General features: G+C 66.1%; 22 protein-coding genes and 1 pseudogene. 20 read left to right on the top strand and 3 right to left on the bottom strand.

What is annotated here, in order from left to right:
• Positions 1–124 precede the first annotated feature (124 nt).
• The 7 genes from BJY26_RS14645 to BJY26_RS14615 all read left to right on the top strand — a co-directional run bounded on the left by BJY26_RS14645 (position 125) and on the right by BJY26_RS14615 (position 9,137).
• Entirely contained in the window at positions 125–1,474 is a 1,350-nt protein-coding gene (locus tag BJY26_RS14645) for an APC family permease (protein ID WP_179428954.1), read from the top strand.
• A 22-nt stretch (positions 1,475–1,496) separates the two neighbouring features.
• Positions 1,497–2,276 carry a sulfite exporter TauE/SafE family protein gene (locus tag BJY26_RS14640; protein ID WP_218852439.1) on the top strand — a complete coding sequence of 260 codons (780 nt, stop codon included), beginning with the start codon at positions 1,497–1,499 and terminating at the stop codon, positions 2,274–2,276.
• A 193-nt stretch (positions 2,277–2,469) separates the two neighbouring features.
• On the top strand, positions 2,470–3,900 hold the full coding sequence (locus tag BJY26_RS14635) for an MFS transporter (RefSeq protein ID WP_218852437.1): 1,431 nt from the start codon (positions 2,470–2,472) through the stop codon (positions 3,898–3,900).
• 165 nt (positions 3,901–4,065) lie between these two features.
• Complete coding sequence (locus tag BJY26_RS14630) at positions 4,066–4,704, top strand: DUF1707 SHOCT-like domain-containing protein (protein ID WP_179428953.1); 639 nt, start codon at positions 4,066–4,068, stop codon at positions 4,702–4,704.
• A gap of 49 nt (positions 4,705–4,753) precedes the next feature.
• Positions 4,754–6,178, top strand: coding sequence for an MFS transporter (locus BJY26_RS14625; RefSeq protein ID WP_179428952.1), 1,425 nt, complete (start codon positions 4,754–4,756; stop codon positions 6,176–6,178).
• A 134-nt stretch (positions 6,179–6,312) separates the two neighbouring features.
• On the top strand, positions 6,313–7,692 hold the full coding sequence (locus tag BJY26_RS14620; protein ID WP_237248796.1) for a replication-associated recombination protein A: 1,380 nt from the start codon (positions 6,313–6,315) through the stop codon (positions 7,690–7,692).
• Complete coding sequence (locus BJY26_RS14615) at positions 7,689–9,137, top strand: MFS transporter (protein WP_179428951.1); 1,449 nt, start codon at positions 7,689–7,691, stop codon at positions 9,135–9,137. Before BJY26_RS14620 ends, BJY26_RS14615 begins: the two co-directional genes overlap by 4 nt.
• 7 nt (positions 9,138–9,144) lie before the next feature.
• Here the strand turns inward: BJY26_RS14615 and BJY26_RS14610 are convergent, their stop codons facing one another.
• Entirely contained in the window at positions 9,145–9,969 is an 825-nt protein-coding gene (locus BJY26_RS14610; RefSeq protein ID WP_179428950.1) for a hypothetical protein, read from the bottom strand.
• Positions 9,970–10,039: 70 nt separating this feature from the next.
• On the opposite strand from BJY26_RS14610, the gene rpsD reads away from it, so the two are divergent.
• The 10 genes and pseudogenes from rpsD (at position 10,040) to aroB (ending at position 19,972) form a co-directional block, all read left to right on the top strand.
• Entirely contained in the window at positions 10,040–10,669 is a 630-nt protein-coding gene (gene rpsD, locus BJY26_RS14605) for a 30S ribosomal protein S4 (protein WP_179428949.1), read from the top strand.
• A 168-nt stretch (positions 10,670–10,837) separates the two neighbouring features.
• Entirely contained in the window at positions 10,838–11,050 is a 213-nt protein-coding gene (locus tag BJY26_RS14600) for a hypothetical protein (protein ID WP_179428948.1), read from the top strand.
• 44 nt (positions 11,051–11,094) lie between these two features.
• The gene (alaS, locus tag BJY26_RS14595; protein ID WP_179428947.1) at positions 11,095–13,770 is read left to right on the top strand and encodes an alanine--tRNA ligase; all 2,676 of its coding nucleotides are present in this window, start codon (positions 11,095–11,097) and stop codon (positions 13,768–13,770) included.
• The gene (ruvX, locus tag BJY26_RS14590; RefSeq protein ID WP_308191216.1) at positions 13,770–14,264 is read left to right on the top strand and encodes a Holliday junction resolvase RuvX; all 495 of its coding nucleotides are present in this window, start codon (positions 13,770–13,772) and stop codon (positions 14,262–14,264) included. The genes alaS and ruvX overlap by 1 nt, the downstream gene beginning before the upstream one ends.
• Positions 14,261–15,421 carry an endolytic transglycosylase MltG gene (gene mltG / locus BJY26_RS14585; protein WP_179428946.1) on the top strand — a complete coding sequence of 387 codons (1,161 nt, stop codon included), beginning with the start codon at positions 14,261–14,263 and terminating at the stop codon, positions 15,419–15,421. Before ruvX ends, mltG begins: the two co-directional genes overlap by 4 nt.
• On the top strand, positions 15,418–16,329 hold the full coding sequence (locus tag BJY26_RS14580) for a shikimate dehydrogenase (protein ID WP_179428945.1): 912 nt from the start codon (positions 15,418–15,420) through the stop codon (positions 16,327–16,329). The genes mltG and BJY26_RS14580 overlap by 4 nt, the downstream gene beginning before the upstream one ends.
• Before the next feature lies 1 nt (position 16,330).
• Positions 16,331–17,017 carry a prepilin peptidase gene (locus BJY26_RS14575; RefSeq protein ID WP_179428944.1) on the top strand — a complete coding sequence of 229 codons (687 nt, stop codon included), beginning with the start codon at positions 16,331–16,333 and terminating at the stop codon, positions 17,015–17,017.
• A complete protein-coding gene (aroC, locus tag BJY26_RS14570; RefSeq protein ID WP_179428943.1) occupies positions 17,002–18,189 on the top strand; it encodes a chorismate synthase in 1,188 nt (395 codons plus the stop codon). The genes BJY26_RS14575 and aroC overlap by 16 nt, the downstream gene beginning before the upstream one ends.
• 1 nt (position 18,190) lies before the next feature.
• Positions 18,191–18,763, top strand: a pseudogene (locus tag BJY26_RS19195) (shikimate kinase); the annotation flags it as partial.
• A gap of 69 nt (positions 18,764–18,832) precedes the next feature.
• Positions 18,833–19,972 (top strand): 3-dehydroquinate synthase, encoded by a 1,140-nt coding sequence (gene aroB / locus BJY26_RS19190; protein ID WP_237248799.1) that lies wholly within the window; start codon positions 18,833–18,835, stop codon positions 19,970–19,972.
• Between the two features lie 56 nt (positions 19,973–20,028).
• Here the strand turns inward: aroB and BJY26_RS14560 are convergent, their stop codons facing one another.
• Entirely contained in the window at positions 20,029–21,003 is a 975-nt protein-coding gene (locus BJY26_RS14560; protein WP_179428941.1) for a helix-turn-helix transcriptional regulator, read from the bottom strand.
• Positions 21,004–21,136: 133 nt separating this feature from the next.
• Between BJY26_RS14560 and BJY26_RS14555 the strand changes: the two genes are divergently transcribed.
• The 3 genes from BJY26_RS14555 to nusB all read left to right on the top strand — a co-directional run bounded on the left by BJY26_RS14555 (position 21,137) and on the right by nusB (position 23,064).
• Complete coding sequence (locus tag BJY26_RS14555) at positions 21,137–21,814, top strand: alpha/beta fold hydrolase (RefSeq protein WP_179428940.1); 678 nt, start codon at positions 21,137–21,139, stop codon at positions 21,812–21,814.
• A gap of 279 nt (positions 21,815–22,093) precedes the next feature.
• On the top strand, positions 22,094–22,654 hold the full coding sequence (efp, locus tag BJY26_RS14550) for an elongation factor P (protein ID WP_179428939.1): 561 nt from the start codon (positions 22,094–22,096) through the stop codon (positions 22,652–22,654).
• On the top strand, positions 22,654–23,064 hold the full coding sequence (nusB, locus tag BJY26_RS14545; protein ID WP_179428938.1) for a transcription antitermination factor NusB: 411 nt from the start codon (positions 22,654–22,656) through the stop codon (positions 23,062–23,064). Before efp ends, nusB begins: the two co-directional genes overlap by 1 nt.
• Here the strand turns inward: nusB and BJY26_RS14540 are convergent.
• The gene (locus BJY26_RS14540; RefSeq protein ID WP_179428937.1) at positions 23,061–24,317 is read right to left on the bottom strand and encodes a phospholipase D-like domain-containing protein; all 1,257 of its coding nucleotides are present in this window, start codon (positions 24,315–24,317) and stop codon (positions 23,061–23,063) included. The two genes, nusB and BJY26_RS14540, sit on opposite strands and share 4 nt — an antisense overlap.
• Positions 24,318–24,331: the final 14 nt, after the last annotated feature.

Genomic DNA, 24,331 nt, shown 5'->3' with positions numbered 1-24,331 from the left:
TACGTCGTTGACTTCACGTGAATATTCCACGAAACTGGACGAGACCTACCGCGACTTACAACTGATTACACAGTCGAAGTAGCGTAAAACGACGAAAAACGTATTCGCGAAGGATAAGTGTCCAATGCCGGGCGACGAAGGCCAACTCAAGCGCAGACTGAAGCTTCGACACGTTGTGTTCATCGGTCTTGCATATATGTCGCCATTTGCCGTCTTCGACACGTTCGGAATCGTCTCCCGATCGACCGACGGGCACGTTCCGGCGTCCTACATCATCGTGACGATCGCCATCCTGTTCACGGCGTTCAGCTACGGGAAAATGGTGAAACTCTTCCCGGTCGCCGGGTCGGCGTATACCTATACGCGCCGGACCATCGGATCCGGCCTCGGATTTTTGGTCGGATGGGCAGCGTTGCTGGACTATTTGTTCCTGCCCATGATCAACGCGCTCTTGGCGAAGATCTACCTGTCGGCGGAATTTCCGTCGGTTCCCGGCTGGGCGTGGATCGTCGGACTTCTCGTGGTCATCACCGTGTTGAACATCGTCGGCGTGAAGATCACCGCGACCGCGAACGTACTCATGGTGCTCTATCAACTTGTCATCGCGATAGTGTTCGTCGTGCTCACCATCCGGGTCATCACCGCCGACAACGCCGCCCAATTCTCCCTCGGGCCGTTCTACTCGATGGACATGCAAACCGGCAGTCTGTTCGCCGGGGCATCGGTGCTGGCGCTGGCATTTCTCGGATTCGACGCCGTGACAACCCTCGCCGAAGAGACCATCGAACCCAAGAAGAACATGCCGAAGGCCATCTTCCTCATCGCGCTGCTCGGTGCGGGCTTCTTCACGGCCGTCACGTACTTCATGCAAACCTTGTTCCCGGACGTTTCGGCGTTGAGCGCGATCACGCACGATATCGCCGCGGCGTCTCCGCACATCGCGCTCTACATCGGCGGAATCGTGTTTCAAACGATCTTCCTTTCCGGCGCCTTCATCTCCGTGCTCTCGTCCGGTCTGGCCTCCCAGACCAGCGCGTCCAGGTTGCTGTACGCCATGGGACGCGACGGCATCTTGTTCAAGAAGTTCTTCGGGTACATCCAGCCGCGTTTTGGCACGCCGCTGCTGAACATCGTCGTCATCGGCATTGTGGCGCTGACGGCGTTGTTCCTCGACCTGAACACTGCGACGTCGCTGATCAACTTCGGCGCGTTCACGGCTTTTGCGTTCGTCAACTTGTCGGTCGTTGCGTACTATTTGCGCCAACACGGATTCCGAATCGTGCGCAGCGCCGTCGGCTGGCTCATAGTCCCGCTGATCGGATTCATCATCAACGTCTACCTTTGGTACAGCCTCGACATGGTCGCCATGATCGTCGGACTCAGTTGGACGGCGATCGGCTTCCTCTACCTGCTCTACATCACGAAATTCTTCACGGCCCCGGCCCCGCAGGTCGCGTTCGAAGAAGCCGAGTGAATCGAACGGGTAAAGTACACGTGTGCTGACCGACCTGACGGCGCCCGTGCTTGCGCTTTTGGCAATGATCGGGCTTGTCGGCGGCATCGCGATCACTGCGCTCGGGCCGGGCGGAGTGCTGGTGACCGTTGGGCTGTTCGGTGCGACGGCGCTTTCTCCGGCCGCCGTCGCGGGAACCGCGATCGTGACTCATATCGGTACCGGATTGCTCGGCACCGCCGCCTACGCCAGGTCGGGTCAACTGCGCGAGCCCGTGACTCGCCGGACCGCTTGCCTGCTCGGCGGGACCGCAGTCATCGGCACCCCGGCTGGAATTGCCGCGAACTCGGCGATGTCCGGACGAGCGTTTGGTGTTCTGCTCGGCGCATTCGTCGCGCTTGTCGCCGTGCTGGTCGTATACCGCGAACGCCGTTCCCCTCAAGAGAACTCCGTACCGGAGCATCCCCCGCACGGCGCCCCGACCTTGATCTGCCTCGGGTTGTGCGTTTCAGCCGCCGGCGGGATGTTCGGTATCGGCGGACCGATGTTAGCCGTCCCCTTATTGATCGCTATCGGCGTACCGGTGCTGCCGGCCCTGGCGTCCGCACAAGCGCAAAGCGTGGTGATCGCCGCCGTCGGCTCGGTCGGGTACATCGTGAGCGGTGACATCGATTGGGGACTTGCTCTGCTTGTCGGGATTCCGGAGGCTATCGGCGTGCTGGTCGGCTGGAAAATCGCGCACGCCGTTCCGACCCGGGGACTGAAATACGCGCTCGTTGCGGTGCTGTTCGCGCTTGCCCCATACCTCGCATTGACCGCTTAATCCGTCGACCGGAAACATCGGGAAACGATTGCCTGCTATGCGCCACGTCACCCAATTCCACCGCACGCGAGGGTAGAGTGTGGGACACGAATTCAGGGACCCGGAGGTGCAACGACCCCACAACGGCACAAATCGAGACGTCGCGCCGTCCGTCACGGGCGACTGTGACGCAACGAACTCTTGAGGAGTGAAAGTGACAGCCGAAGATTTCTCCAATCCCCAATCGGACATCAGCTCACCGACACCGGACGGTATTGAATTCAGTACGATGCCGCCCAAAGACAAGAAGACCCTGCGAAAAGCAATCGCCGGTTCCGCACTCGGCAATGCTGTCGAATGGTTCGACTACGGCGTGTATGCCTACCTCTCCGGCTACATCGCGTCGTCATTCTTCCCGGGCCCCTGGGGGACGGTTGCTACGTTTGGCGTGCTGGCGCTGTCATTCGTCTTCCGGCCGCTCGGCGGCTTCGTCCTCGGACCGCTCGGAGACAAACTCGGCCGCCAGAAGGTCATGGTCATCACGATCATCATGATGACGATTCCCACCACCCTGATCGGCATCCTGCCGACATTCGGCGTCGTCGGTGTGCTCGCCCCGATTCTCTTGCTGCTTTGCCGCATCGTGCAGGGGTTCTCCACCGGCGGCGAATACGGCGGCGCCGCTGTGTTCATGGCCGAATACGCACCGGACAGGCGGCGCGGCTTCTGCGGCTCGTTCCTCGAATTCGGAACACTGCTTGGCACCGGCGGAGGCGCCCTCGTCTGCACGGTGCTCACCGTGATCGTCGGTGATGACGCCATGTCGGCCGGCTGGTGGCGACTGCCGTTCCTGCTGACGCTTCCGCTCGGTGGCGTGGCTTTGTGGCTGCGGATGTCGTTGAAAGAGCCGCCGGTCTTCTCCGAAGCAGCCGAGCATCAAGAGACCAGCAAAAAGCCGTTCCGTGACCTGTTCTCCGGGTACTGGCGTCAAATCGTCATGCTGATGGCGTTCGTGGTACTGCTGAACATCGCGGATTACATGGTGCTGACGTATATGCCGAGTTACTTGAGTGAGGTTCTCGGGCATTCCACGGTCCAAAGCAACTTCACGTTGATAGTGATCATTGCCCTGATGATGTGCGTGATCAATTGGTTCGGCAGCCTGACCGACCGGATCGGGCGAAAACCGCTACTGTATGTCGCGGCGATCGGGTACATCCTGTTGTCCGTGCCGTCATTCATGTTGATTCGCACGCACAACGTGTTCCTGCAAGGCGTCGGCATCGGCATCTTGGGCATTCTGCTGGTGATCATGCTTTGCTCCATCTCGGCCACGCTGCCGGCGATCTTCCCGACCCAGGTGCGTTATTCGGGATTCGCCATCGGCTACAACATTTCGACAGCCGTGTTCGGCGGTACCACGGCGATGGTCAACTCGTTCTTCATCAAGGAGCTCGACTTCGACATGTTCCCGGCCTGGTACCTGGTCGCGGCCGGAATAGTCGGGCTGATCGGTATCTACTTCTTCCGAGAAACTGCGGGACGGTCGCTGCGCGGCGATCAAATCCCGGGCGACAACGATGAGGAGTTGGCTACGGCGGGTATCCCGTTGATCGGGTATAAGCAGCCCGAGCCGGAGTCCTGACGTCGTCCGCGTTCCGCCTTTGCACCGAGTGGTGGCGAATGGCCGCAAAATCCGCGATTTCGCAGCCATTCGCCACCACTCGGCAGGGTCGGGCAGCCACTGGCCGCCACTCGGCGGGGGAGTAGCCGGAATGACGGCGGAAATCTTCGCTACGCTTGCACTACTATGACCATCAACCAGCCCGGGGAGCCCAAGCCGTTGCGCGCTTCCGACGCCGATCGCGAACGCGTTGCCGAAATCCTTCGCACCGCCTTTGCCGAGGGCCGTCTCGACAACGGGGAGTTGGACGAGCGGCTGGCAGCGGTGTGGGAAGCCAAAACGCGGGACAAGCTGCAGCCGTTGATCCACGATCTGCCCGAAGGTGCGGACGACGCGAGACAGGCGGGGTCCGGGGTCGTCGCCCGCGGGTCGCACGACGTCGTGCCCGAGCACGGCCCGGGCACCGGAGGCCCGCCGCTGACGTCGATATCCGTGTTCAGCGGATCGAACCGGGTGATGCGCCCCAAGCAGGAGTTCGCCCGCATGGTCTGCGTCTTCGGGGGCAGCGATCTTGACGTACGTCAGGCCATCGGCCCCGGCAAGACGGTAGTGGTCAACAGCTATAACGTTTTCGGCGGGGCGGACGTCATCGTCGACGACGGTACCGAAGTACGCAACGAAATGATTTCGGTCATGGGCGGCGACGAGATCAGGGTCGAGCAGGGCGACGGCGACAGGGGCACATTGATCCTGCGCGGCCTGAACATCTTTGGCGGCTTGAGCGTGCGGCGGCCAAACCGCAGGGAATTGCGCCGGCGCGATTAGAAGTGCAAACGGCTAGGGGCCGGCCACCGCGGAAAGAACGGCCTGGATCATGAGCGACGGCGCGGCCGACCCGGCATCCGGAGAATTCGTCGAAGCGGACCTGAAGCGACTGCAACGATGCGTCATGATCGTGACGATTTTGTCCTCGTTCGTGGCATTCCTCGACGGATCGGTCGTGAACGTGGCATTGCCGGCGATCCGCCGCGACCTCGGCGGCGGGCTGTCGACGCAGCAATGGGTCGTCGATGCGTACCTGATCTCTCTAGGCGCCCTGATGCTCGTCGCCGGATCGTTCTCGGACAAATTCGGACGCGTGCGAATCCTGCGGATCGGGCTCATCGGATTCGGCGCGGCCTCGGCACTGTGCGCGCTCGCGTTCGACCCGGTGTTCTTGGTCATTTGCCGCGGCCTGCAGGGAGTTGCCGGAGCGCTGCTGGTACCGAGCTCGCTGGCGCTGATCATCTCGGCGTTCTCGGGAGCGGCCCAGGGCCGGGCAATCGGACGCTGGACGGCGTGGACCGGCACCGCGATGATCGCCGGCCCGATCCTCGGTGGCGTGTTCGTCGATCTGGTCAGCTGGCGCCTCGTCTTCGCCATCAATCTGATCCCGATCGCCGTGACCCTGTGGTACTTACCGCGGCTGCGGCCCCTGGACGCCGGGCGGGCCGCGACCGCCGGCCATTCACGCATCGACGTCAGGGGGACCTTGCTGTGCGTGCTCGGACTTGGCGGACCGGTGTTCGCTCTGATCGAATACGCGAACTTCGGCTGGGGCAGCCCGGTGATCTGGATTCCGCTCGTGATCGGCGTCGGCTGTTTCGCCTTCTTCATCGACTACGAACGCCGGGCGCCGGGCGCCATGGTCCCGCCGTCCCTGTTCGCCGTGCGCAATTTTGCCGTCGGCAATGTCACTACCACGTTGATGTACGGGGCGCTGTCCGCCGGCGGGTTCCTCATTACCGTCTTCGTACAGCAAGTCGGTGGATATCCGGCAACCGCAGCCGGGCTGGCCATGCTGCCGACCACGCTGATCATGCTGGCGTTCTCGACGCGGATCGGCACGCTCGCGGCACGCATTGGGCCGCGAATTTTCATGACGGCCGGTCCGATTGTGGCGGGGATGGGATATCTGTACATGCTGATAGTGGACGCACGCGTGACCTATTGGACACAGATCCTTCCCGGGGTCCTGATCTTCGGCATCGGGCTGACCATCACCGTGGCGCCGTTGACGTCGGCAATTCTCGGCTCGGTGCAGCGGGAGCTTGCGGGAACCGGATCTGCCGTGAACAACGCAATCTCACGCGTGGCAGGCCTGCTGGCCGTGGCGGTGCTCGGCATCGTGCTGGGCGACACGGTGGACCCCGCCGGTTTCAAAAACGGGCTGATATTTTGCGCGGCACTCTTGATCGCCGGGGGAGTGGTGTCCGGAATCGGCATCCGGAACCCCGCGCCGCCGACCGATGCGCAGTAGCGCCCTTCCGCAAAACGCGCCGCCGCGCCGGGAACGCCCCGTCATGACGGGGCGTGCTATACGCGCCGCCGCGTTTTACGAGGGGCGGGCTCGGTGCGGAGGCGGCTGACGGCGGTGGTCGATAGAGTGACACCGTGGCAGATCTGTTTTCCTCGCAATCCGACGACGCCGACACCGGCGCGTCGCGGTATGCGCCGCTGGCCGTGCGCATGCGCCCGCAGACTCTTGACGACCTCGTCGGCCAAGACCACCTGATCGCGCCCGGGTCGCCGCTGCGCCGTCTGGTCGAGGGGGCGTCGTCCGATCGCGCCGGGCCCTCGTCGGTCATGTTGTGGGGCCCGCCGGGCACCGGCAAGACGACGCTGGCGCACATCATCTCGCGTGCCGAAGGGCGCAAATTCGTCGAGCTGTCCGCCATCACGGCCGGCGTCAAGGACGTGCGCGCCGTGATGGACACCGCCCGCAACGACCGCGACCTCTACGGCACCACGACCGTGTTGTTCCTCGACGAGATCCACCGGTTCACCAAGGCTCAACAGGATGCGCTTCTGCCCGGCGTCGAGAACCGTCTCGTCGTGCTGGTCGCGGCCACCACGGAGAACCCGTCCTTTTCCATCATTGCGCCACTGCTGTCCCGCTCGCTCCTGCTCACGTTGAAGCCCCTCGACGACACCCACATCGGTCAGCTGCTCCGCCGTGCCGTTGACGACCAACGCGGCCTGGCCGGCGAGGTCACGCTCGACGACGACGCCCTCGACCATTTGGTCCGGCTGGCCGGGGGAGATGCCCGGCGCGGGCTCACCACCCTGGAGGCCGCGGCGTCCGTCGCCATCGGCAAGGCCACTGCCGACGACGGCACCGTCGCCGGCACGCCGGTTGTGACGACCGACGACGCCGAGCAGGCCCTCGACCGCGCCGTCCTGCGCTACGACCGGCAAGGCGACCAGCACTATGACGTGATCAGTGCGTTCATCAAATCGATCCGCGGGTCCGACGTCGATGCGTCGCTGCACTATTTGGCGCGCATGATCGAAGCCGGCGAAGACCCGCGCTTCATTGCCCGGCGGGTGATGATTTCGGCATCGGAAGACATCGGCATGGCCGATCCGACCGCGCTGCCGCTGGCCGTGTCCGCCGCCCAGGCCGTGCAGATGCTCGGAATGCCGGAAGGCCGGATCCCGCTGGCACAAGCCGTCGTGCACTTGGCGACCGCGCCGAAATCCAACGCCTCCTATAAGGCGCTGGACGCCGCACTTGCCGACGTTCGCGCCGGCCGGGCCGGATCGGTGCCGGACCATTTGCGCGACGCGCACTATCCGGGCGCGGAAAAACTCGGGCACGGGGTGGAGTACAAATACGCGCACAACGCCCCGCACGCCGTCGCCGAGCAACAGTACCCGCCGGACGAGCTCGTCGGCACGAACTACTACGAGCCGACGAATTACGGCGCTGAACGCGACGTGGCCGCGCGCCTCGAACGGCTCCGCGGGCTCATCCGCGGCGACGGGGGATGACCGACACCGACGAACCCGATCCGCGCAGGTGGGTCGCGCTGAGCGTGTGTTGCTGCGCACTGTTCATGACCTTGTTGGACGTGTCCGTGACCAACGTGGCGTTGCCGTCCATCGGAACGTCGACCGGTGCTTCGCCGGCCATGCTGCAGTGGGTAGTGAGCGGGTACACGCTGTCATTCGGCCTGGTACCGGTGCTGGGTGGACGCCTGGGCGACGATCACGGCCGCCGCACAATGTTCATGATCGGCGTCGGCGGGTTCGTCGTCACCAGTGTGCTGGCGGGCGTTTCGCCGGGGCCCGGCCTGTTGGTGGGCGCGCGCGTCCTGCAGGGCCTGTTCGGCGGCCTGATCAACCCGCAGGTGGCGGGTATCGTGCAACAGCTGTTCCGCGGCTCGGAGCGGGGCAAGGCGTTTGGCGCCCTCGGCTCGGTTGTCGGTCTCGGGACGGCGCTGGGACCGGTCGTCGGCGGCCTCGTGATCGCCGCCGGCGGCGAGGAATTCGGATGGCGGCTCGTCTTCTTCATCAACGCGCCCATTGGCGTTGCAGTAATGTTGTTGGCCCGCAAATGGGTACCGGGAACAGCTGCGACCGGCCGGCACCGGCTGGACGTCGCGGGCGCCGTCCTACTCGGACTGGCCACCTTTTGCGTACTCTTCGCAGCCGTCGAATACGATGCGCTGCGCAACGCAGCCCTGGCCTGGCTGCTCGTGCCTTGCGCAATATTCCTCACCGTCTTCATCCGCCGCGAAGCACGCCTGACGCGCCGCCGCGCCGACCCGCTCGTCGACCTGCGCCTGTTCCGCCGCCCGTCGTACGCGTCCGGGGTCGCTCTGGCAATCGTCTTCTTCGCCTCAATGACAGGCATCCCGCTGGTGCTGGCGCTCTACTATCAGCAAGGACTCGGCTACTCGGCGTTGCAATCCGGGCTCGGCGTGACCGCCGCAGCGGCCGGAGCCGTGCTGATGGCACCGTTGGCCGGCCGGGTCGTCACGCGCGTGGGCCGACCGCTCGTCGTCGGCGGGTGTCTGGTGTTCGGTGTGGGCGCGGCGGGCTTGGCCGTACTGATGCGGGGGACGCCGGAATCCAACGTGGCGCTGCTCTTGGCCGTCCCGCTGTTCATCACAGGGCTCGGGCAAGGCGCCGTGATCACACCGAACCAAACTCTCACCCTGTCGAACGTCGACCCGGCCGCCGGCAGCACTGCCGCCGGAGTGCTGCAGACGTCGCAGCGCATCGGCTCGGCCATCGGCCAGGCGGTCATCGGCGCGGCGTTCTTCATAGCGGTCCCGGCCGGGGCCCGCGGCCTCAGCGGCCAGGCCCGGTATGACGCATACGGGGATGCGTTCGGCCAGGCTATCGTCGTGTCGTTGTGCTTTGCCCTGGCCGCGCTCGTCGTCGGCATCGTCGATTTGCTGCGCGGCCGAGCGGGCCGAGCCGGTGCCTAGCCCGCGTTCAGGCCGCCAGCTGATGAGCCAGCACCAAGAGCCGGACGGCGTCCAGCGCCTCGCCGCCGGAGTGCACCGGCTCCGGGAACGGGATCCGCATGGCGGCCGGCGCCCTGTCATACCAGGAGCACGCGAGCGTGACGCCGTACGCGTCCAGCGCGATCGGCCGGGCCTCTCGGACGGTACTGAGGTCCACGGGCGTGCGTCCGTCCAGTCCGCGAGCGGCGTTTTTCGCCTTCAACAGCGGCAGCCAGTCGTCGGCGGTCTCTTCGCGCAACGTCATGATGAGAGCCGGCTCGGAGTGTGCCAGCGGATCCGGAGACGCCGAGAGCACGTCGTCGATCGGGATCTGATGGAATTGTTCCCCGCGGACCAGTTCGCACGAATTCGGCGAAAACGCGAGCAGCCGGGCGCCGGCCCGGTAGCCGAGGACCTCGCCGAGGCGCAGACCGGAACATTCCGCGTCCATGGCCGCACGGATTCGGCCGGCCGGCAACGACGTCACGGTGCCGGAAATGAGCGTTATTGCTCGAGTTACGGTAAGATCTTCTACCGGCGCCAATGACCGGATCTGCAAGAGGACCGGGACACCCGAAACGGAGTGTCCCACGTCCGAATGCGTGACGCCCAAATCGGGCAAAGATTCGGCTTCGGCCACTATGACGGTTTCGCCGTTGGTGGCCTGGGCGTGAAGAACTGGGATCGTGACCGGCGCGCGGGCGGAAGTCAGTACGGCGGTGCCGATCCCGGCCAACAAAGTGCGGGCTATTTCGGCCGCAGACGGCTGGTGTTTCGTCACCTTCAACGCCGATTCCTCGGGATCGCTGAACACGGAACACCTCCTTCTGTATCGATATGGTCAGCCTAACCTAATGATAGCAATTTGTCGTGAAAGGAATTACGTGAGCGCACCAGCACGTACGCGGCGTCAGGCCCGGGCTTCCCGGGCGCTTGGTCTGCCTCTGACACCGAAGGCAGTCAAGTACTTCGAGCGTCGCCCGTACCCCCCAGGTGAGCACGGACGCGCTCGGCGCCGTGCGGATAGTGACTACTCGGTCCGATTGAAGGAAAAGCAGCGCCTGCGTGCCCAATACGGCATCCGCGAGGCCCAGCTGCGCAATCTCTTCGACGAGGCCCGCCGCCATGAAGGGCTGACGGGTGAGAACCTGGTCGAACTTCTCGAAATGCGACTTGACGCGCTCGTGCTGCGCTCCGGTTTTGCGCGCACCATTGCGCAGGCCCGCCAGCTCGTCGTGCACCGTCACATCATGGTGGACGGCGAACGCGTCGACAAGCCTTCCTTCCGGGTGAAGCCGGGCCAGCTGGTGCACGTCCACAAGCGCAGCGAACAAATGCCGCCGTTCCAGGTGGCCGCCGCCGGGGCGCACCGTGACGTGCTCCCGGCAGTTCCGGGATACTTGGATGTGCAGCTCGAGCAGTTGCAAAGCCGCCTGACGCGGCGTCCGAAGCGCACCGAAGTTCCGATCACCTGCGATGTGCAGCTCGTGGTCGAGTTCTACGCTCGCGGCTGATCCCACACAGCAACAGCTCTGCGGAGACGCAGGTATGCGATATCGCGCCCTCGGGAAGGATCCCGGGGGCGCGATGCGCATCCCGGGCCGGATCGCGGATAGGGTTAAGTGTTCCGTGCCGAAAGCCGATTCGGCAATGACCGATCACGACCGAATTGGAGTGAACCGATGAAGCGACTCGTCTGGGTATCGCTCGGCGTGGCCGTCGGCGTGGTCGCCGTGCAGCAGATCGCCAAACGCACCAGAATATTCTCGCCGGACGGCGGGCTGCCCTCGAAAGACGAAATGGCCAGGTCGCTCTCCGAGCTCGCGACGTCCGTCGGCGACGGGGTGCGCGAGCGCAAAGCCGAACTCCGCTCGATGTGGGGCTCTCGAGACTGAACGAGCCGGCCGCCAGGGCCGAAAGAAAGGTACATCCGTAACTCATGCAGACCGCCGAGATCCGACGCCGCTGGTTGCAGTTCTTCTCCGAACGCGGCCACACGGTCGTGCCGAGCGCTTCGCTCGTCAGCGACGACCCGTCGCTCCTGTTCAACATTGCCGGCATGGTGCCGTTCATCCCGTACCTGACCGGGCGCGAGACGCCGCCGTACACGCGGGCCACCAGCGTGCAAAAGTGCGTGCGCACGCTCGACATCGACGAGGTCGGCAAGACGACCCGGCACGGCACCTTCTTCCAGATGAACGGCAATTTCTCGTTCGGGGACTATTTCAAGGCCGGCGCCATCGAATACGCGTGGCAGTTCTTGACGACTCCCACGTCGGGCGGCGGACTGGGGTTCGACCCGGACCGTCTGTGGGTGACGGTGTACTTGGACGACGACGAGGCCGCGGAGCTGTGGAAGAAGACCGCCGGCCTGCCGGATGAGCGGATCCAGCGCCGCGGCATGGACGACAATTACTGGGACACCGGTCAGCCCGGCCCGGCCGGCCCGTGCTCCGAGATCTATTACGACCGCGGACCCGAGTACGGTCTTGAGGGCGGTCCGATCGCCGACGAGGACAGATACATCGAGATCTGGAACCTCGTGTTCATGCAATACCAGCGCGGTGAAGGACGCGGCAAGGATTACCCCATCCTCGGCGAGCTGGCGAACAAGAACATCGACACCGGGATGGGAATGGAACGCGTGGCGTTCCTGCTCCAAGGCGTCGAGAACATGTACGAGATCGACGAAGTACGCCCCGTGCTCGATCGCGCCGCCGAACTGGCAGGAGTCGAATACGGCGGGCGGGAAAGCCATGACGACGACGTACGGCTGCGCGTGGTCGCCGACCACGTCCGATCCGCCATGATGCTGATCTCGGACGGCGTGACCCCCAGCAACGAAGGCCGCGGGTATGTGCTGCGCCGGCTGCTGCGCCGCGCCATCCGCGCCATGCGCCTCCTGGGCGTGCACGGTGAGTCGCTGCCCGAGCTGCTGCCCCGGTCGAGGGACGCCATGAAGGCCTCGTACCCCGAGGTGGAAACCGATTTCGAACGGATCTCCCGAATCGCGTACGCCGAAGAACGCGCCTTCCTGCGCACGCTGGCCTCCGGGACGACGCTACTGAGCCAGGAGGTCGACAAGGTCAAGGGCGCCGGCGGGCGGTTGTCCGGCCGGCAGGCGTTCACGCTGCACGACACCTACGGATTCCCGATCGACCTGACGATTGAAATGGCCTCCGAGCAGGGCGTCACCGTCGACGAGGAATCGTTCCGCGCGCTGATGGCCGAGCAGCGCGATCGTGCCCAGGCCGACGCGCGCGCCAAGAAGACCGGCGGCGTCACCGACACCACCGCATACCGCGAACTGCGCGACGCCGGCGAGACCCGGTTCATCGGTTACGAGAAGTTGCAGAGCGATTCACGGGTGCGCGGCATCGTCAAGAACGGGCACAGCGCCCCCGTCGCGCTGCCGGGCGACCAAGTGGACATCGTGCTGGAGGAGACGCCGTTCTACGCCGAATCGGGCGGCCAGCGCGCCGATACCGGCAGCATTTCCGGCGACGGATTCACCGCCAAGGTGCTCGATGTGCAACGCCCCATCGGCGGCCTCATCGTGCACCGGGTCGAAGTCACGGACGGTGAACTGCAGCCCGGCGGCACGGTGCTGGCCAGCGTGGACGACGATTACCGTCTCGGCGCCTGCCAAGCGCATTCGGCCACGCACCTGGTGCATGCGGCGCTGCGCGAACTGCTCGGGCCCGGCGCCGTGCAGGCCGGCTCGTTCAACGAAGCGGGCTACATGCGCTTCGACTTCTCGTACAACGCGCAGGTCAGTCAGAGCGCGCGCGCCGAAATCGAAGAAGCCGCGAATATGGCGGTGCGCCGCGACCTCGCCGTGTCGGCGGAATACATGTCGCTCGACGCGGCCCGCGCTTCCGGCGCGATGGCCCTGTTCGGCGAGAAGTACGGCGAAACGGTGCGCGTGGTCGACATTGGCGGCCCCTGGTCGCGCGAACTGTGCGCCGGAACGCACGTGGCCCATTCCTCGCAGGTCGGCCCCATCTCGGTGCTGTCCGAATCGTCGATCGGATCCGGCGTGCGCCGCATCGAAGCCTCCGTCGGTATGGAAGCGTTCCGCCACCTCGCCGCCGAGCGCGCCCTTGTCAGCTCGCTCAGCGACATTCTCAAGGTTCCGGCCGCGGACATGCCCGGACGCGTGCACAACATCCTCGAGCGCCTCAAGAAGGCCGAACGGTCCATCGATGAGATGCGCAAGAAGCAGGCGTTGGCCGGCGCCGGTTCGCTGATCGAGTCGGCACGCGACATCGACGGCACCGCCTTCGTGGCCACCGACCTGGGCGATGTCGGATCGGTCGACGAGTTGCGCTCGCTCGCCACCGATCTGCGGGCCCGGCTGGGCGAGCGCTCCGGCGTTGTCGCGGTCGCCGGCGTGACGAAGGGGCGGCCCGTGCTGGTGACGGCCACGACGGCGTCCGCACGCGAGCGCGGTCTCGATGCCGGCGCGCTGGTCCGGACGGCGTCCGGTGTCCTGGGCGGCGGCGGAGGCGGCAAGAAGGATCTGGCCCAGGGCGGCGGCACCGACGCTTCGGCAGTGCCGGCCGCGCTACAGGCCGTCGCCGACGGACTGTCCGCCAACACTGCAGGGGCATAGTGTTCCGCCGAGGCACGAGAATCGGCGTCGATGTCGGTGCCGTTCGAGTCGGCCTCGCCGCGTGCGACCCCGACGGCATCCTGGCCACGCCGATCGAGACGATCCCGCGCGACGTGGACGGCGGCGCCGACGTCGTCCGAATCGCGGCGGAAGCGTCCGAGCGCGGCGTCATCGAGATCATCGTGGGCTTGCCGCGCTCGCTGGACGGCGTGGGCAGGCAGGCTGCCGCGACCGCGAGCGAATTCGCCGGCGCGCTTGCCGGGCATGTCGCGCCAATACCCGTTAGGCTCGTCGATGAACGGTTGACGACTGTGGCCGCGCACCGGCAGCTCCGAGATTCGGGGATGGCCGGCAAAAAGCAACGCGGCGTCGTCGATACGGTTGCCGCCGTGTTGATACTCCAGCAGGCGATCGATAGTGAAAAGGCGACCGGACGACCGCCGGGCGCACCGGCGGAGCCGCCCGGCACCGGAAGGACTACTGCGAACCCATGAGTGACTTGCATGAATTCGCTGACGATGACACGAGAACCGAGGACAGACATCGGAAGCGGCGCCGTCGTCATCGGCGCCGTCGCGCCGTCACGCTGTTGCTCATTCTCGTCCTGGTGATCGGCGGCGCCGGCTACCTCGTGCTCGGGCCGTTGAAGGGGATCGCCGCAGACCTGCACGGAAACACCGGCGATTACAAGGGCTCCGGCCACGGTGAGGTCAGCGTGGTGGTGTCGTCCGGCGCGTCCGGACGCACCGTCGCCAACGATTTGGTGGACAAGGGGGTCATCAAATCCTCCGACCCGTTCCTGGACGCGCTGAGCAAATCCGGCGACCAGCTGCAGCCCGGACGCTACGTCCTGCACCGGCACATGAGCGGATCCGCCGCGGTGAAGCTCTTGCAGAACCCGGTGGCGTTGCCGACGTTCACCGTTCCGGAGGGCTACCGGCGCATGCAAATGGTGCCGGCCATTCACAAGGTCAGCGGTCTGCCTGTCGCCGAGATCAAGAAGGCCCTGAAGGCCAAGCCGCAAAAATACGGCCTGCCCGCGGATCTGCCGAGCATCGAAGGGTATTTGTTCCCGGCCACGTACAAGGTCAAGCCGCATGAGACGGCTACCGAGATCGTGCAGACGATGGTCGACCGGATGCAGGCCGCCCTGACCGACGCCGGCGTGCGGGCGCAGGACCAGCGCACGGTGTTGACCAAGGCAAGCCTCGTGCAGGCCGAATCGCCTGGCGATTACGCGACGCGCCGCAAGATCGCGCGCGTCTTCGACAACAGGTTGAAGGACGACAACAAGGAAACCGACGGCAAATTGCAATCGGATGCGACGGTTTCCTACATCTTCGGCACCCGTGAGGATGCGTCGACGACCAAGAAGCAGCGCGCCAGCAAATCGCCGTACAACACGTACCGCCACAAGGGCTTGCCGCCCGGCCCGATCAACTCGCCGGGCCTTGCCAGCATCAAAGCCGCGGACGACCCCGCCTCCGGGCCGTGGATGTACTTTGTGACGGTCAACCCCGATACCGGCAAGACGAAGTTCGCCACGACGTACAAGCAGCATCAAAAGCACGTCAAGCAGTATCAGGCGTGGCTGAAGAAGCATCACAAAGGCGACCACCGGAAGGCGAAGAAGAACGGCGGCAAGTCGTGACAATTCACCGGGCCGGCGTCTGCGGTCACCCGATCGCGCATTCGCTCTCGCCGGTCATGCACGAGGCGGGGTACCGGGCAGCCCGCCGCAGCGATATCTCCTACGATCTGTCGGACGTCGACGCCGACGGGCTGGCCGGGCACCTGGCCGGCTTGGACGCCAGCTGGATCGGGCTGTCGTTGACCATGCCGCTGAAACAGCGGGCGCTGGAACTGGTGCGCCGCGCCGGAGGGCCCGTCGACGACGTCGCGGCGGCCACCGGGAGCGTCAACACGCTCGTCTTTTCCGGCCCGGCGCCGGCGGCGTACAACACCGACGTGGCGGGAATCATCGGGGCCTTGAGCGGAGCCGGCGTCACCCGACCGGGCCGATGCGCCGTGATCGGCGGGGGAGCGACTGCCGGATCCGCGGCCGCCGCCTTCGCCCGTCAGGGCGCCAACGCCGTCGACGTCTTTGCGCGCACGCCTTCCCGGGCGGCCGGCGTCGAGCGCGTCGCGGCATCGCTGGGCGCCCGTGCCGCAGTGCAGCCGCTCGACAAGTGGCGCCCGGGCGACTACGACACCACCGTGAACACCACCCCCGTCGGCGCGTCCGCGTCGCTTGCCGGTACGGCCGGGCGCGGCGCTCCGGGCACGCTTGTCGGAGCCGTGCTTCTCGACGTCGTCTACGATCCGTGGCCGACGCCGCTGGCAAGCGCCTGGTCGGCTGCCGGCGGCACGGTGATCGACGGCGCGGCCATGCTCGCCCACCAGGCGGTCGGGCAAATCGAACTGTTCCTTGCCGAAGCCGCGCGGCGGTCGGCCCTGCAGTCCGGCGGGGACGGCGCGTCCGCCGCGGACGCAGGCCCCGACCGGCACGCTGCAATCACCGACGCCGTGCTGGCCGTAGTGCGCGGGCGCGGCGACTGACATGGTCGCGCCCGCGCTGGCAGTCCTCGCGGCCCTCGTGATCGGGGCGGCCGGGCCGGCGATCGTGGGCCCGGCGGACGCCGTCCGGCTGGCGTGGCACGGCCGGCGCGCCCCGATGGTCTGGACCGCGGTGACGTGTCTGGCGGCCGGGGCCCTTGCCGTGTGCGCATGGCCGGTGGCTTCCGGGCCGTGGCCGCGTTCCGTGCTGTTGGGCGTGGTGGCCGGTGCGACCCCGGCGCTCGGCTTCTTCGACGTCCGCCTGCACCGCCTGCCCGACCGGATCGTGTGGCCCGGCATCGCCGCGTGCGCAGCCTGCCTGGCCGCCGAGATCGGCCGCTCCGGGGCCGTGACGACCCTCGCCTTGGGATCGGCCCTGACCGGCGCGGCCGGCGGCGCGTTCTTCGCCGGGATTCGAGCGTTGCCCGGATCGGGCCTCGGCAAGGGCGACATCAAGACGGCCGTGCTGCTCGGCCTGGCAGCAGGCGCGGTCCACCCGGTCGTCGGCCTGGCCGGGCTGCTTGTCGGCGTCGTCGCGGCGGGGCTGGCGGCCTTGGCATTGGTGGCCGCCGGACGCCGCAGCGCGCGGGATTCCATTGCCTACGGACCGTTTCTGCTGTTCGGTGCGTGGACGTCCGTCATCGCGGCCGGAGCGCTTTCAGTAGGATCGTCAGTATGTTGCGTTGGCTGACTGCGGGGGAATCACACGGCCCGGCTCTTGTCGGAATTCTCGAAGGCTTACCCGCGTCGGTGCCTCTGACCACCGAAGACGTGCAGAATGCCCTGGCCAGGCGGCGGCTCGGATACGGCCGCGGCGCCCGGATGTCGTTCGAGAAGGACGCCGTCCGGCTGATCGGCGGCGTCCGGCACGGCCTGACGCAGGGCGGGCCGGTGGCCATCGAGGTGGCGAACACGGAATGGCCGAAATGGGAACAGGTCATGGCGGCCGACCCGGTCGAAGCGGAAGTGCTCGACGGGCTGGCCCGCAATGCGCCGTTGACGCGGCCGCGGCCGGGGCACGCTGATTTCGTCGGCATGCAAAAATACGGTTTCGACGAGGCCCGGCCCGTGCTCGAGCGCGCGTCGGCCCGGGAGACCGCCACCCGCGTGGCGCTCGGCTCGGTCGCCGAGAACTTCCTGGCCGGCGTCGGCATCACCGTCGTGTCGCACACCGTCGGACTGGGCCCCATCGAGGTGCCTGCCGACGCCCCGCTGCCCGGCGCGGACGACGTCCCGGCGCTTGATGCCGACCCGATGCGCTGCTTCCACCGGGCGACGTCCGAGAGGATGGTCGCCGAAGTGGACGACGCCAAAAAGGCAGGCGACACGCTGGGCGGCATCGTCGAAGTCGTGTGCTACGGAACGCCGCCCGGCCTCGGGTCGCACGTGCACTGGGACCGGCGACTGGACTCGCGGCTTGCCGGAGCGCTGATGGGCATTCAAGCCATCAAGGGCGTCGAGATCGGCGACGGATTCAAAACCGCCGCACGCCGCGGCAGCGCCGCGCACGACGAGATCATCCGGGACGGCGGCAAAGTCCACCGTGCGTCCGGGCGGGCAGGCGGAACGGAAGGCGGGATGAGCACCGGCGATCCGCTGCGCGTGCGCGCCGCAATGAAACCGATCGCCACCGTGCCGCGCGCACTGCGCACCGTTGACGTGTCCACCGGCGAGGCGGCCACCGCGCACCATCAACGCTCGGACGTGTGTGCGGTTCCCGCCGCGGGAGTGGTGGCCGAGGCCATGGTCGCCCTGGTGGTGGCCGGCGCCGTCGTCGAAAAGTTCGGCGGCGATTCGCTTGCCGAGACCGCGCGGAATATTGCCTCGTACCGGGCATCCATCCCGGAGAACCTGCAGAGCTGATATGTCTATCCCGTTCGGACCGCCAACGCGGCCCGTGCCGCACCCGCCGCGGCAGAAACCCCGGCCCAAGCTGCCGCAGCACGTCGTCCTTGTCGGACCTCCGGCCGCCGGCAAGACGACGCTGGCCCGGCTGCTGTCCGAAACTTTCGACGTACCCATGTACGACACCGACGCCATGATCGTCGAAGATGCCGGCCCGATTCGCGAGATCTTCCGCCGCGACGGCGAACCCGCGTTCCGCCGGATCGAACGCCGGGCCGTCGATTCGGCCGTGCGAACCGTTGCCGAAACCCCCGGGATCGTGTCGCTCGGAGGCGGCGCCGTGCTGGACGCCGAGACGCGGGCCCAGCTGACGTCGTCCGGCGTCACGGTGGTGTACATCACCATCGACGCGGCAACGGTTGCCGCACGGATCAAGAACTCGAGCCGACCGCTGCTGGCCGATGGCTCCGCCGAAACCCCGCTGGAACAATGGACGCGGCTCGCCGCCGAACGCGAACCGGTCTACCGGGAGGTCGCCGACCTCATCGTGCCCAGCAGCAGCGTGTCTCCCGCCACCGTCGTCGATCGGGTGACCGCCGCCCTTGCCGCGTACGAGGAACGACTCGCCGGTGACGACTCCAACTCCATCGAAAGGTCATCAATGACGTCAACCACCCGTATCGACGTCGGATCGACGCCCGCCAGGCCGGACGACTATCAGGCAATCATCGGCACCGGGCTGTTGACCGAGCTGCCCGGGCTCCTGGGCGAGGCGTGCGAACGCGTGCTCGTTGTCTATCCGCGCGCATTGCAGGCGACCGGAGAGACGGTCCGCGAAGAGCTCGCCGGCCGCGGTTACAACGCGATAGCCGCCGAGATTCCGGACGGCGAAGAGGCCAAACTGCAACCGGTGGCAGGGTTTTGCTGGACGATTCTCGGCCAATCCGACTTCACCCGGTCGGACGCCATCGTCTCGGTGGGTGGCGGCACGGTGACCGATCTTGCCGGGTTCGTGGCGGCCACGTGGCTGCGCGGCGTCAGGGTCGTGCACATTCCCACCACCCTGCTGGCCATGGTGGACGCGGCGGTCGGCGGCAAGACCGGCATCAACACGTCCGAGGGCAAGAACCTGGTCGGAGTGTTCCACCCGCCCGCCGGCGTGCTCATCGACCTGGAGTCCCTGCGCACGCTTCCCGAACGGCAGCTGTTGTCGGGGATGGCGGAGATCGTGAAGATCGGATTCATCGAGGACGAGCGCATCCTCGAACTGGTCGAGGACAATCCGCTCGAGCAGATCATCGACCCGGACGGGCCCATACTGCGTGAGCTCATTCAACGCGCCGTGGCTGTCAAGGCCCGCGTGGTCGGCAACGACCTGCGTGAATCGGGGGAGCGGGAGATCCTCAATTACGGTCACACGCTGGGGCACGCCATTGAATACGCCGAGCGTTATCAGTGGCCGCACGGCGCCGCCGTCAGCATCGGCATGGTGTACGTGGCCGAACTGGCCCGGATGGCCTCGGGGCTGCCCGATGACGTGGTCGACAGGCACCGGGCGATCCTGTCGAAGCTCAAACTGCCGGTGACCTATCGAGGCGACCGGTGGCCCAAACTGCTCGAGGCGATGGCCCGGGACAAGAAGGCACGCGGGTCGCTGTTGCGGTTCGTGGTCTTGGACGGCCGTACCGGCCGCACCACCCGGCTGGCCGGCCCCGATCCGGCAATCATGCAGGCCGCGTTCGCCGAAATCGCGGCGGAGGGACCGCGGGGTAATTTGACGACCGTCGGCGGTCTCGGCTAATTCCCCTTCGCAAAACGCCCCGCGGCGTATAGCCCGCCCCGTCATGACTTCGCGCTTTATACGCGGCGGGGCGCTTTGCGGTGGTTGACGGCTTTGGCGATGCGGCGGGCAAATGTCCGGGCCGCCTCGCAGAGCTCGGGTCCGCCCTCGATGTGGAATTGGTAAGGCACACACGCCAGCCATTCCTGCACGTACATCTCCGGATTGCCGGTGCTGCCGTTCAGCACGCATCCAGTGCCGGACGCCGTGAGCTTGCCCATGGCGGGATGGATCCACTCCGACACGTCCCCGGCCGGCGCATCGAATCGCACTCGGGTTTCGAAGTCCCAGCCGATGCCGAGATTTTCCTCCAGCACCGCCACCGGATCAAGATCGGCCGGCGGCGTGAACGTGTCCGCCGACCGTCGCACCGAACGAACGCGGTCGACGCGATACGTCCGGATCGCTTCGCGGCCGTGCGAAAAACACAGCAGGTACCAGTATCCGTGCCGCACAACGACCGCCCACGGATCCACGCGATCGTCCCATTCGCGGCCCGGGCGGTTGCTGTAGGTGATGTCGACGACCGACCGGTCGGCAACTGCTGCCGCGAGCTCGCCGGCGACCGCCGGATGGGGCCGGGACCTCGGCGCCGGCGCGGTCGACGCGTTTTCCCGCAGTTCGGCCGCTTTACGGCCCAGGGCGTCCGGAAGCGCGCGAATGACCTTGCCCAAGGCCGCGCCGGTGACGTCTTCGGCGCCCGCCGGGAACGTGCCGCCGTCCAGAGCCGCCATCACCAGGCCCAGCGCTTCGGCCTCGGTGAAGACGACGGGAGGCAACCTGGTGCCCCGCCCGAGCCGGTAGCCGCCGTACGGTCCGCGGGACGACTCGACGGGTATGCCCGCCTCGCGGAGAATTTCGACATAGCGGCGCGCCGCCCGCTCCGTGACGCCCAGGCGCTCGGCGAGCTCGCCGGCCTGTACGCCGGGGGAGAATTGCAATACCTCGAGCGCACGCAGCGCCCGCGCGGTCGGGCTCGACTCGGTAGCCATGTCAAAAGAATAAGCATGAGCCGAGGCTATCCGGAAGCCGATCGTCCGGAACACCTCCTAACGTGTTGAGCACAACGCGTCCGCCGGACCGATGTCCGAGGCAGTAGGCGGAAGCAATGAAAGGAGACGCATCATGGACATTCTGCTCATCGCCGGACTCTGGCTCGACGACTCGGCGTGGGACGACGTTGCAGCGAAGCTCGCCGATCTGGGACACCGCCCGGTGCCGATCACGCTGCCCGGCCAAGGGGACGGCGATGCGGCGACGCTCGACGACCAGGTGGCGGCAGTCGTCGAGGCAGTCGACGCGGCGTCCGGCAAACCCGTGGTAGTCGGACACTCGGCTGCGAGCACGCTCGCGTGGCTGGCCGCCGACGCACGGGCCGGTCGCGTGGCCAAGACGGTGTTGATCGGCGGGTTTCCCACCACTGCCGGGGAGGCGTACGCCGATTTCTTCCCCGCCGAGGGCGGCGTGATGCCGTTTCCCGGTTGGGAACCCTTCGACGGCCCGGACTCCGCTGATTTGAGCGAGGACGCCAAGCGCCGGATCGCCGCGGCAGCCATTCCAGTGCCCGAAGCGGTGAGCACCGCGGCGGTTGCCTATACGGATGACGCGCGGTTCGACGTGCCGACCGTTTTGATTTGCCCCGAATACGGCCCGGCGGACGCCAAGGAGTGGATCGAGGGCGGCGATGTGCCCGAACTGGCGGCCGCCCGCCATGTCGAGTACTTCGACATCGACTCCGGCCACTGGCCGATGTACACCAAACCCGCCGAACTGGCCGGGCTGCTCGCGGAGGCGGCAAAGTAATCCACGGGCTGCAAAACGCGCCGCCGTGTGCAAAACGCGCCGCCGCGTCGGGAACGCGCCGTTCTGACGGCGCGTTCCCGACGCGGCGGCGCGTTTTGCGGTTGAGGACGGGGAGCGGGGACGGGCGGGGCCGGAGCGCTCGATTCGCGGAATTTTTGCCGGGGCGGGTACCCTTGATTGCGGCCGTGTGGTGAGGATTCCCGGGGAACTCCGGGCCCGGCGGTCCGATTCGGTATTCTGTTCTCGAGTAATTCTTGACAACCTATAGGGGAAACGCGAGTGGCTTCGACCAACGATCTGAAGAACGGCTTGGTGCTCAACCTCGAAGGACAATTGTGGTCCGTCGTGGAGTTCCAGCACGTCAAACCGGGCAAGGGACCGGCGTTCGTGCGCACCAAGCTGAAGAACGTGCTGTCCGGCAAGACCGTCGACAAGACGTTCAACGCCGGCACCAAGGTCGAAACGGCAAATGTGGACCGTCGCGACATGCAGTACCTCTACCACGACGGCACCGATTTCGTGTTCATGGACAACTCCGACTACGAGCAGATCAACGTGCCCGAGAAGACCGTCGGCGATGCGGCCCACTATCTTCTCGAAAGCCAGAGCATCCAGGTCGCCATGCACGACGGTGTCCCGCTGTACGTGGAAATGCCGCCGTCGGTGGCGCTTGAGATCACCTACACCGAGCCGGGCCTGCAAGGCGACCGTTCGTCGGGCGGATCGAAGTCCGCAACGCTCGAGACGGGGTACGAGATCCAGGTGCCGTTGTTCTTGGAGCAAGGAACCAAGATCAAGGTCGACACCCGCTCGGGCGAATACTTGGGCCGCGTCAACTAGTGGGAGCACGCAGTAAATCCCGGAAACGGGCGCTCGACGTTCTCTACGAGGCGGAACAACGCGGTATTGCGCCGCTCAGCATGCTGGAAACCCGCAGCTCGGACGCCGACTATCCCATGCGCGAGTATTCGGCGGAACTGGTGCGCGGCGTCGCATCGCACACCGATGAGATCGACGAATTGCTCGAGACCTATTCGCAAGGGTGGCCGTTGACCCGCATGCCGGCAGTCGACAGGGCGGCGTTGCGGATCGGCGCTTGGGAGATCTTGTTCAACGACGACGTGGACGGCCCCGTGGCCGTCGATGAGGCCGTCGACCTGGTCCGCAAGCTTTCGACGGACGATTCGCCCGGCTTCGTCAGCGGCCTGCTGGGCCGGATCCTCGACATGAAGCCGTCACTCGGGTATTAGAGCAACGGCCGCAACGGCACGAGAACGAGTTCGGCGAACCGCGCCACGACATTCCGGCGCTGCCATTCCTCGGGCGTGAGCACGCGGCTGTTTCCGCTGTCCACCTCGAAGATCCGCTCCATATCGGCTGCGAGCTTGTCGTCGTAGAGCTCCATGTTGATCTCGTAATTGCCGCTCAGGCTCAATCTGTCGATATTGGCGGTGCCCACCGTCGTCCATTTGCCGTCGATGGTGGCGGTCTTGGCGTGCACCATGGCGTTCTCGTACAGCAGGATCGTCACGCCGGCGTCCAACAGTTCGGAGTAAAACCCTCGGGAGAGCCAGTCGGAGAGCACGTGGTTCGACTCCTCGGGCACCAGCACGCGCACGTCGACGCCGCGCCGGGACGCGGCCGTCAGCGCATCGAGAATCTGCCCGTCCGGGATGAAATAGGCCGTGGTGATGAAGATATGGCTGGTCGCCCTGTTGATGGCCGCCAGGTAGACGCCCCGGATGGGGAAGACCATGCCTGCCGGCGCATTGCTGACCGACCGGAGCCGCGGCTCCCAAAAGCCGGCTCCCGGGTCGGGCAGCTCCGGGTGCCGGCTAGTACGCGTGTTGTTCCAAAAGCTGATGAAAGCATGCCGCAGCTCCCAGACCGAGCGGCCTTCGATCCGTAAATGCGTATCGCGCCATTCGGTGGCGTACGGAGCTCCGATGTTGTATCCGCCGACGAATCCGACCCGGTCGTCGACAACGAGGATCTTTCGATGATCGAGCCCGGTCGAGCGCGGGTTGGCAAAGATGATGCCGGGGCGGAAAATCGGCGAGCGCAGCACGTGCACGCTCGGATGGAACCGGTAAAAACGGGGCCGGACAACGAGATTGGCGAAACCGTCGTAGCTGACGAAGACGTCGACGCCGCGTTCGGCGGCACGGCCCAGTGCATCCTTGAATCGTCTGCCGGTCTCGTCGTCCTTCCAAATGTAGCTTTGAATGAACACGTGCCTTTCGGCCTTGTCGATCTCGTCGATCATGGCGTCGTAAAGGTCGGCACCGTACGTGTACACGGTCGTCACGGCGTCCGACACGCTGCTGGTGTACGTGCCGGGCCGCGGAAACCCGGTGCGCTTCTTGCGCTGGGATTTCTTCACGGCGTCCGTGGCGACAAGGCCGCCGATCACGGCTGCCTGCGTGCCGGCGAAAGCCAGTGCGGAACGCCATAACAGCTTTTTGACGGTGCCGGTGTACGGGTGCGTTTCACGCTTGGTCATTGTCGATCCTTGTC

This window comes from Spelaeicoccus albus (assembly GCF_013409065.1).
GTDB lineage: Bacteria > Actinomycetota > Actinomycetes > Actinomycetales > Brevibacteriaceae > Spelaeicoccus > Spelaeicoccus albus.
The sequence above is the reverse complement of the archived record's forward strand: the minus strand, read 5'-3'. Positions and strand labels throughout refer to the sequence as shown.

What these genes read in the sequence shown, in the direction of transcription:
- alaS (WP_179428947.1), top strand. Translation starts at nt 11,095, where the DNA reads ATGCAGACCGCCGAGATCCGACGCCGCTGGTTGCAGTTCTTCTCCGAA.
- aroC (WP_179428943.1), top strand. Translation starts at nt 17,002, where the DNA reads ATGTTGCGTTGGCTGACTGCGGGGGAATCACACGGCCCGGCTCTTGTC.
- aroB (WP_237248799.1), top strand. Translation starts at nt 18,833, where the DNA reads ATGACGTCAACCACCCGTATCGACGTCGGATCGACGCCCGCCAGGCCG.
- BJY26_RS14540 (WP_179428937.1), bottom strand. Translation starts at nt 24,317, where the DNA reads ATGACCAAGCGTGAAACGCACCCGTACACCGGCACCGTCAAAAAGCTG.
- BJY26_RS14600 (WP_179428948.1), top strand. Translation starts at nt 10,838, where the DNA reads ATGAAGCGACTCGTCTGGGTATCGCTCGGCGTGGCCGTCGGCGTGGTC.
- mltG (WP_179428946.1), top strand. Translation starts at nt 14,261, where the DNA reads ATGAGTGACTTGCATGAATTCGCTGACGATGACACGAGAACCGAGGAC.
- BJY26_RS14555 (WP_179428940.1), top strand. Translation starts at nt 21,137, where the DNA reads ATGGACATTCTGCTCATCGCCGGACTCTGGCTCGACGACTCGGCGTGG.
- BJY26_RS14615 (WP_179428951.1), top strand. Translation starts at nt 7,689, where the DNA reads ATGACCGACACCGACGAACCCGATCCGCGCAGGTGGGTCGCGCTGAGC.
- BJY26_RS14575 (WP_179428944.1), top strand. Translation starts at nt 16,331, where the DNA reads ATGGTCGCGCCCGCGCTGGCAGTCCTCGCGGCCCTCGTGATCGGGGCG.
- BJY26_RS14560 (WP_179428941.1), bottom strand. Translation starts at nt 21,003, where the DNA reads ATGGCTACCGAGTCGAGCCCGACCGCGCGGGCGCTGCGTGCGCTCGAG.
- BJY26_RS14630 (WP_179428953.1), top strand. Translation starts at nt 4,066, where the DNA reads ATGACCATCAACCAGCCCGGGGAGCCCAAGCCGTTGCGCGCTTCCGAC.
- BJY26_RS14645 (WP_179428954.1), top strand. Translation starts at nt 125, where the DNA reads ATGCCGGGCGACGAAGGCCAACTCAAGCGCAGACTGAAGCTTCGACAC.
- BJY26_RS14625 (WP_179428952.1), top strand. Translation starts at nt 4,754, where the DNA reads ATGAGCGACGGCGCGGCCGACCCGGCATCCGGAGAATTCGTCGAAGCG.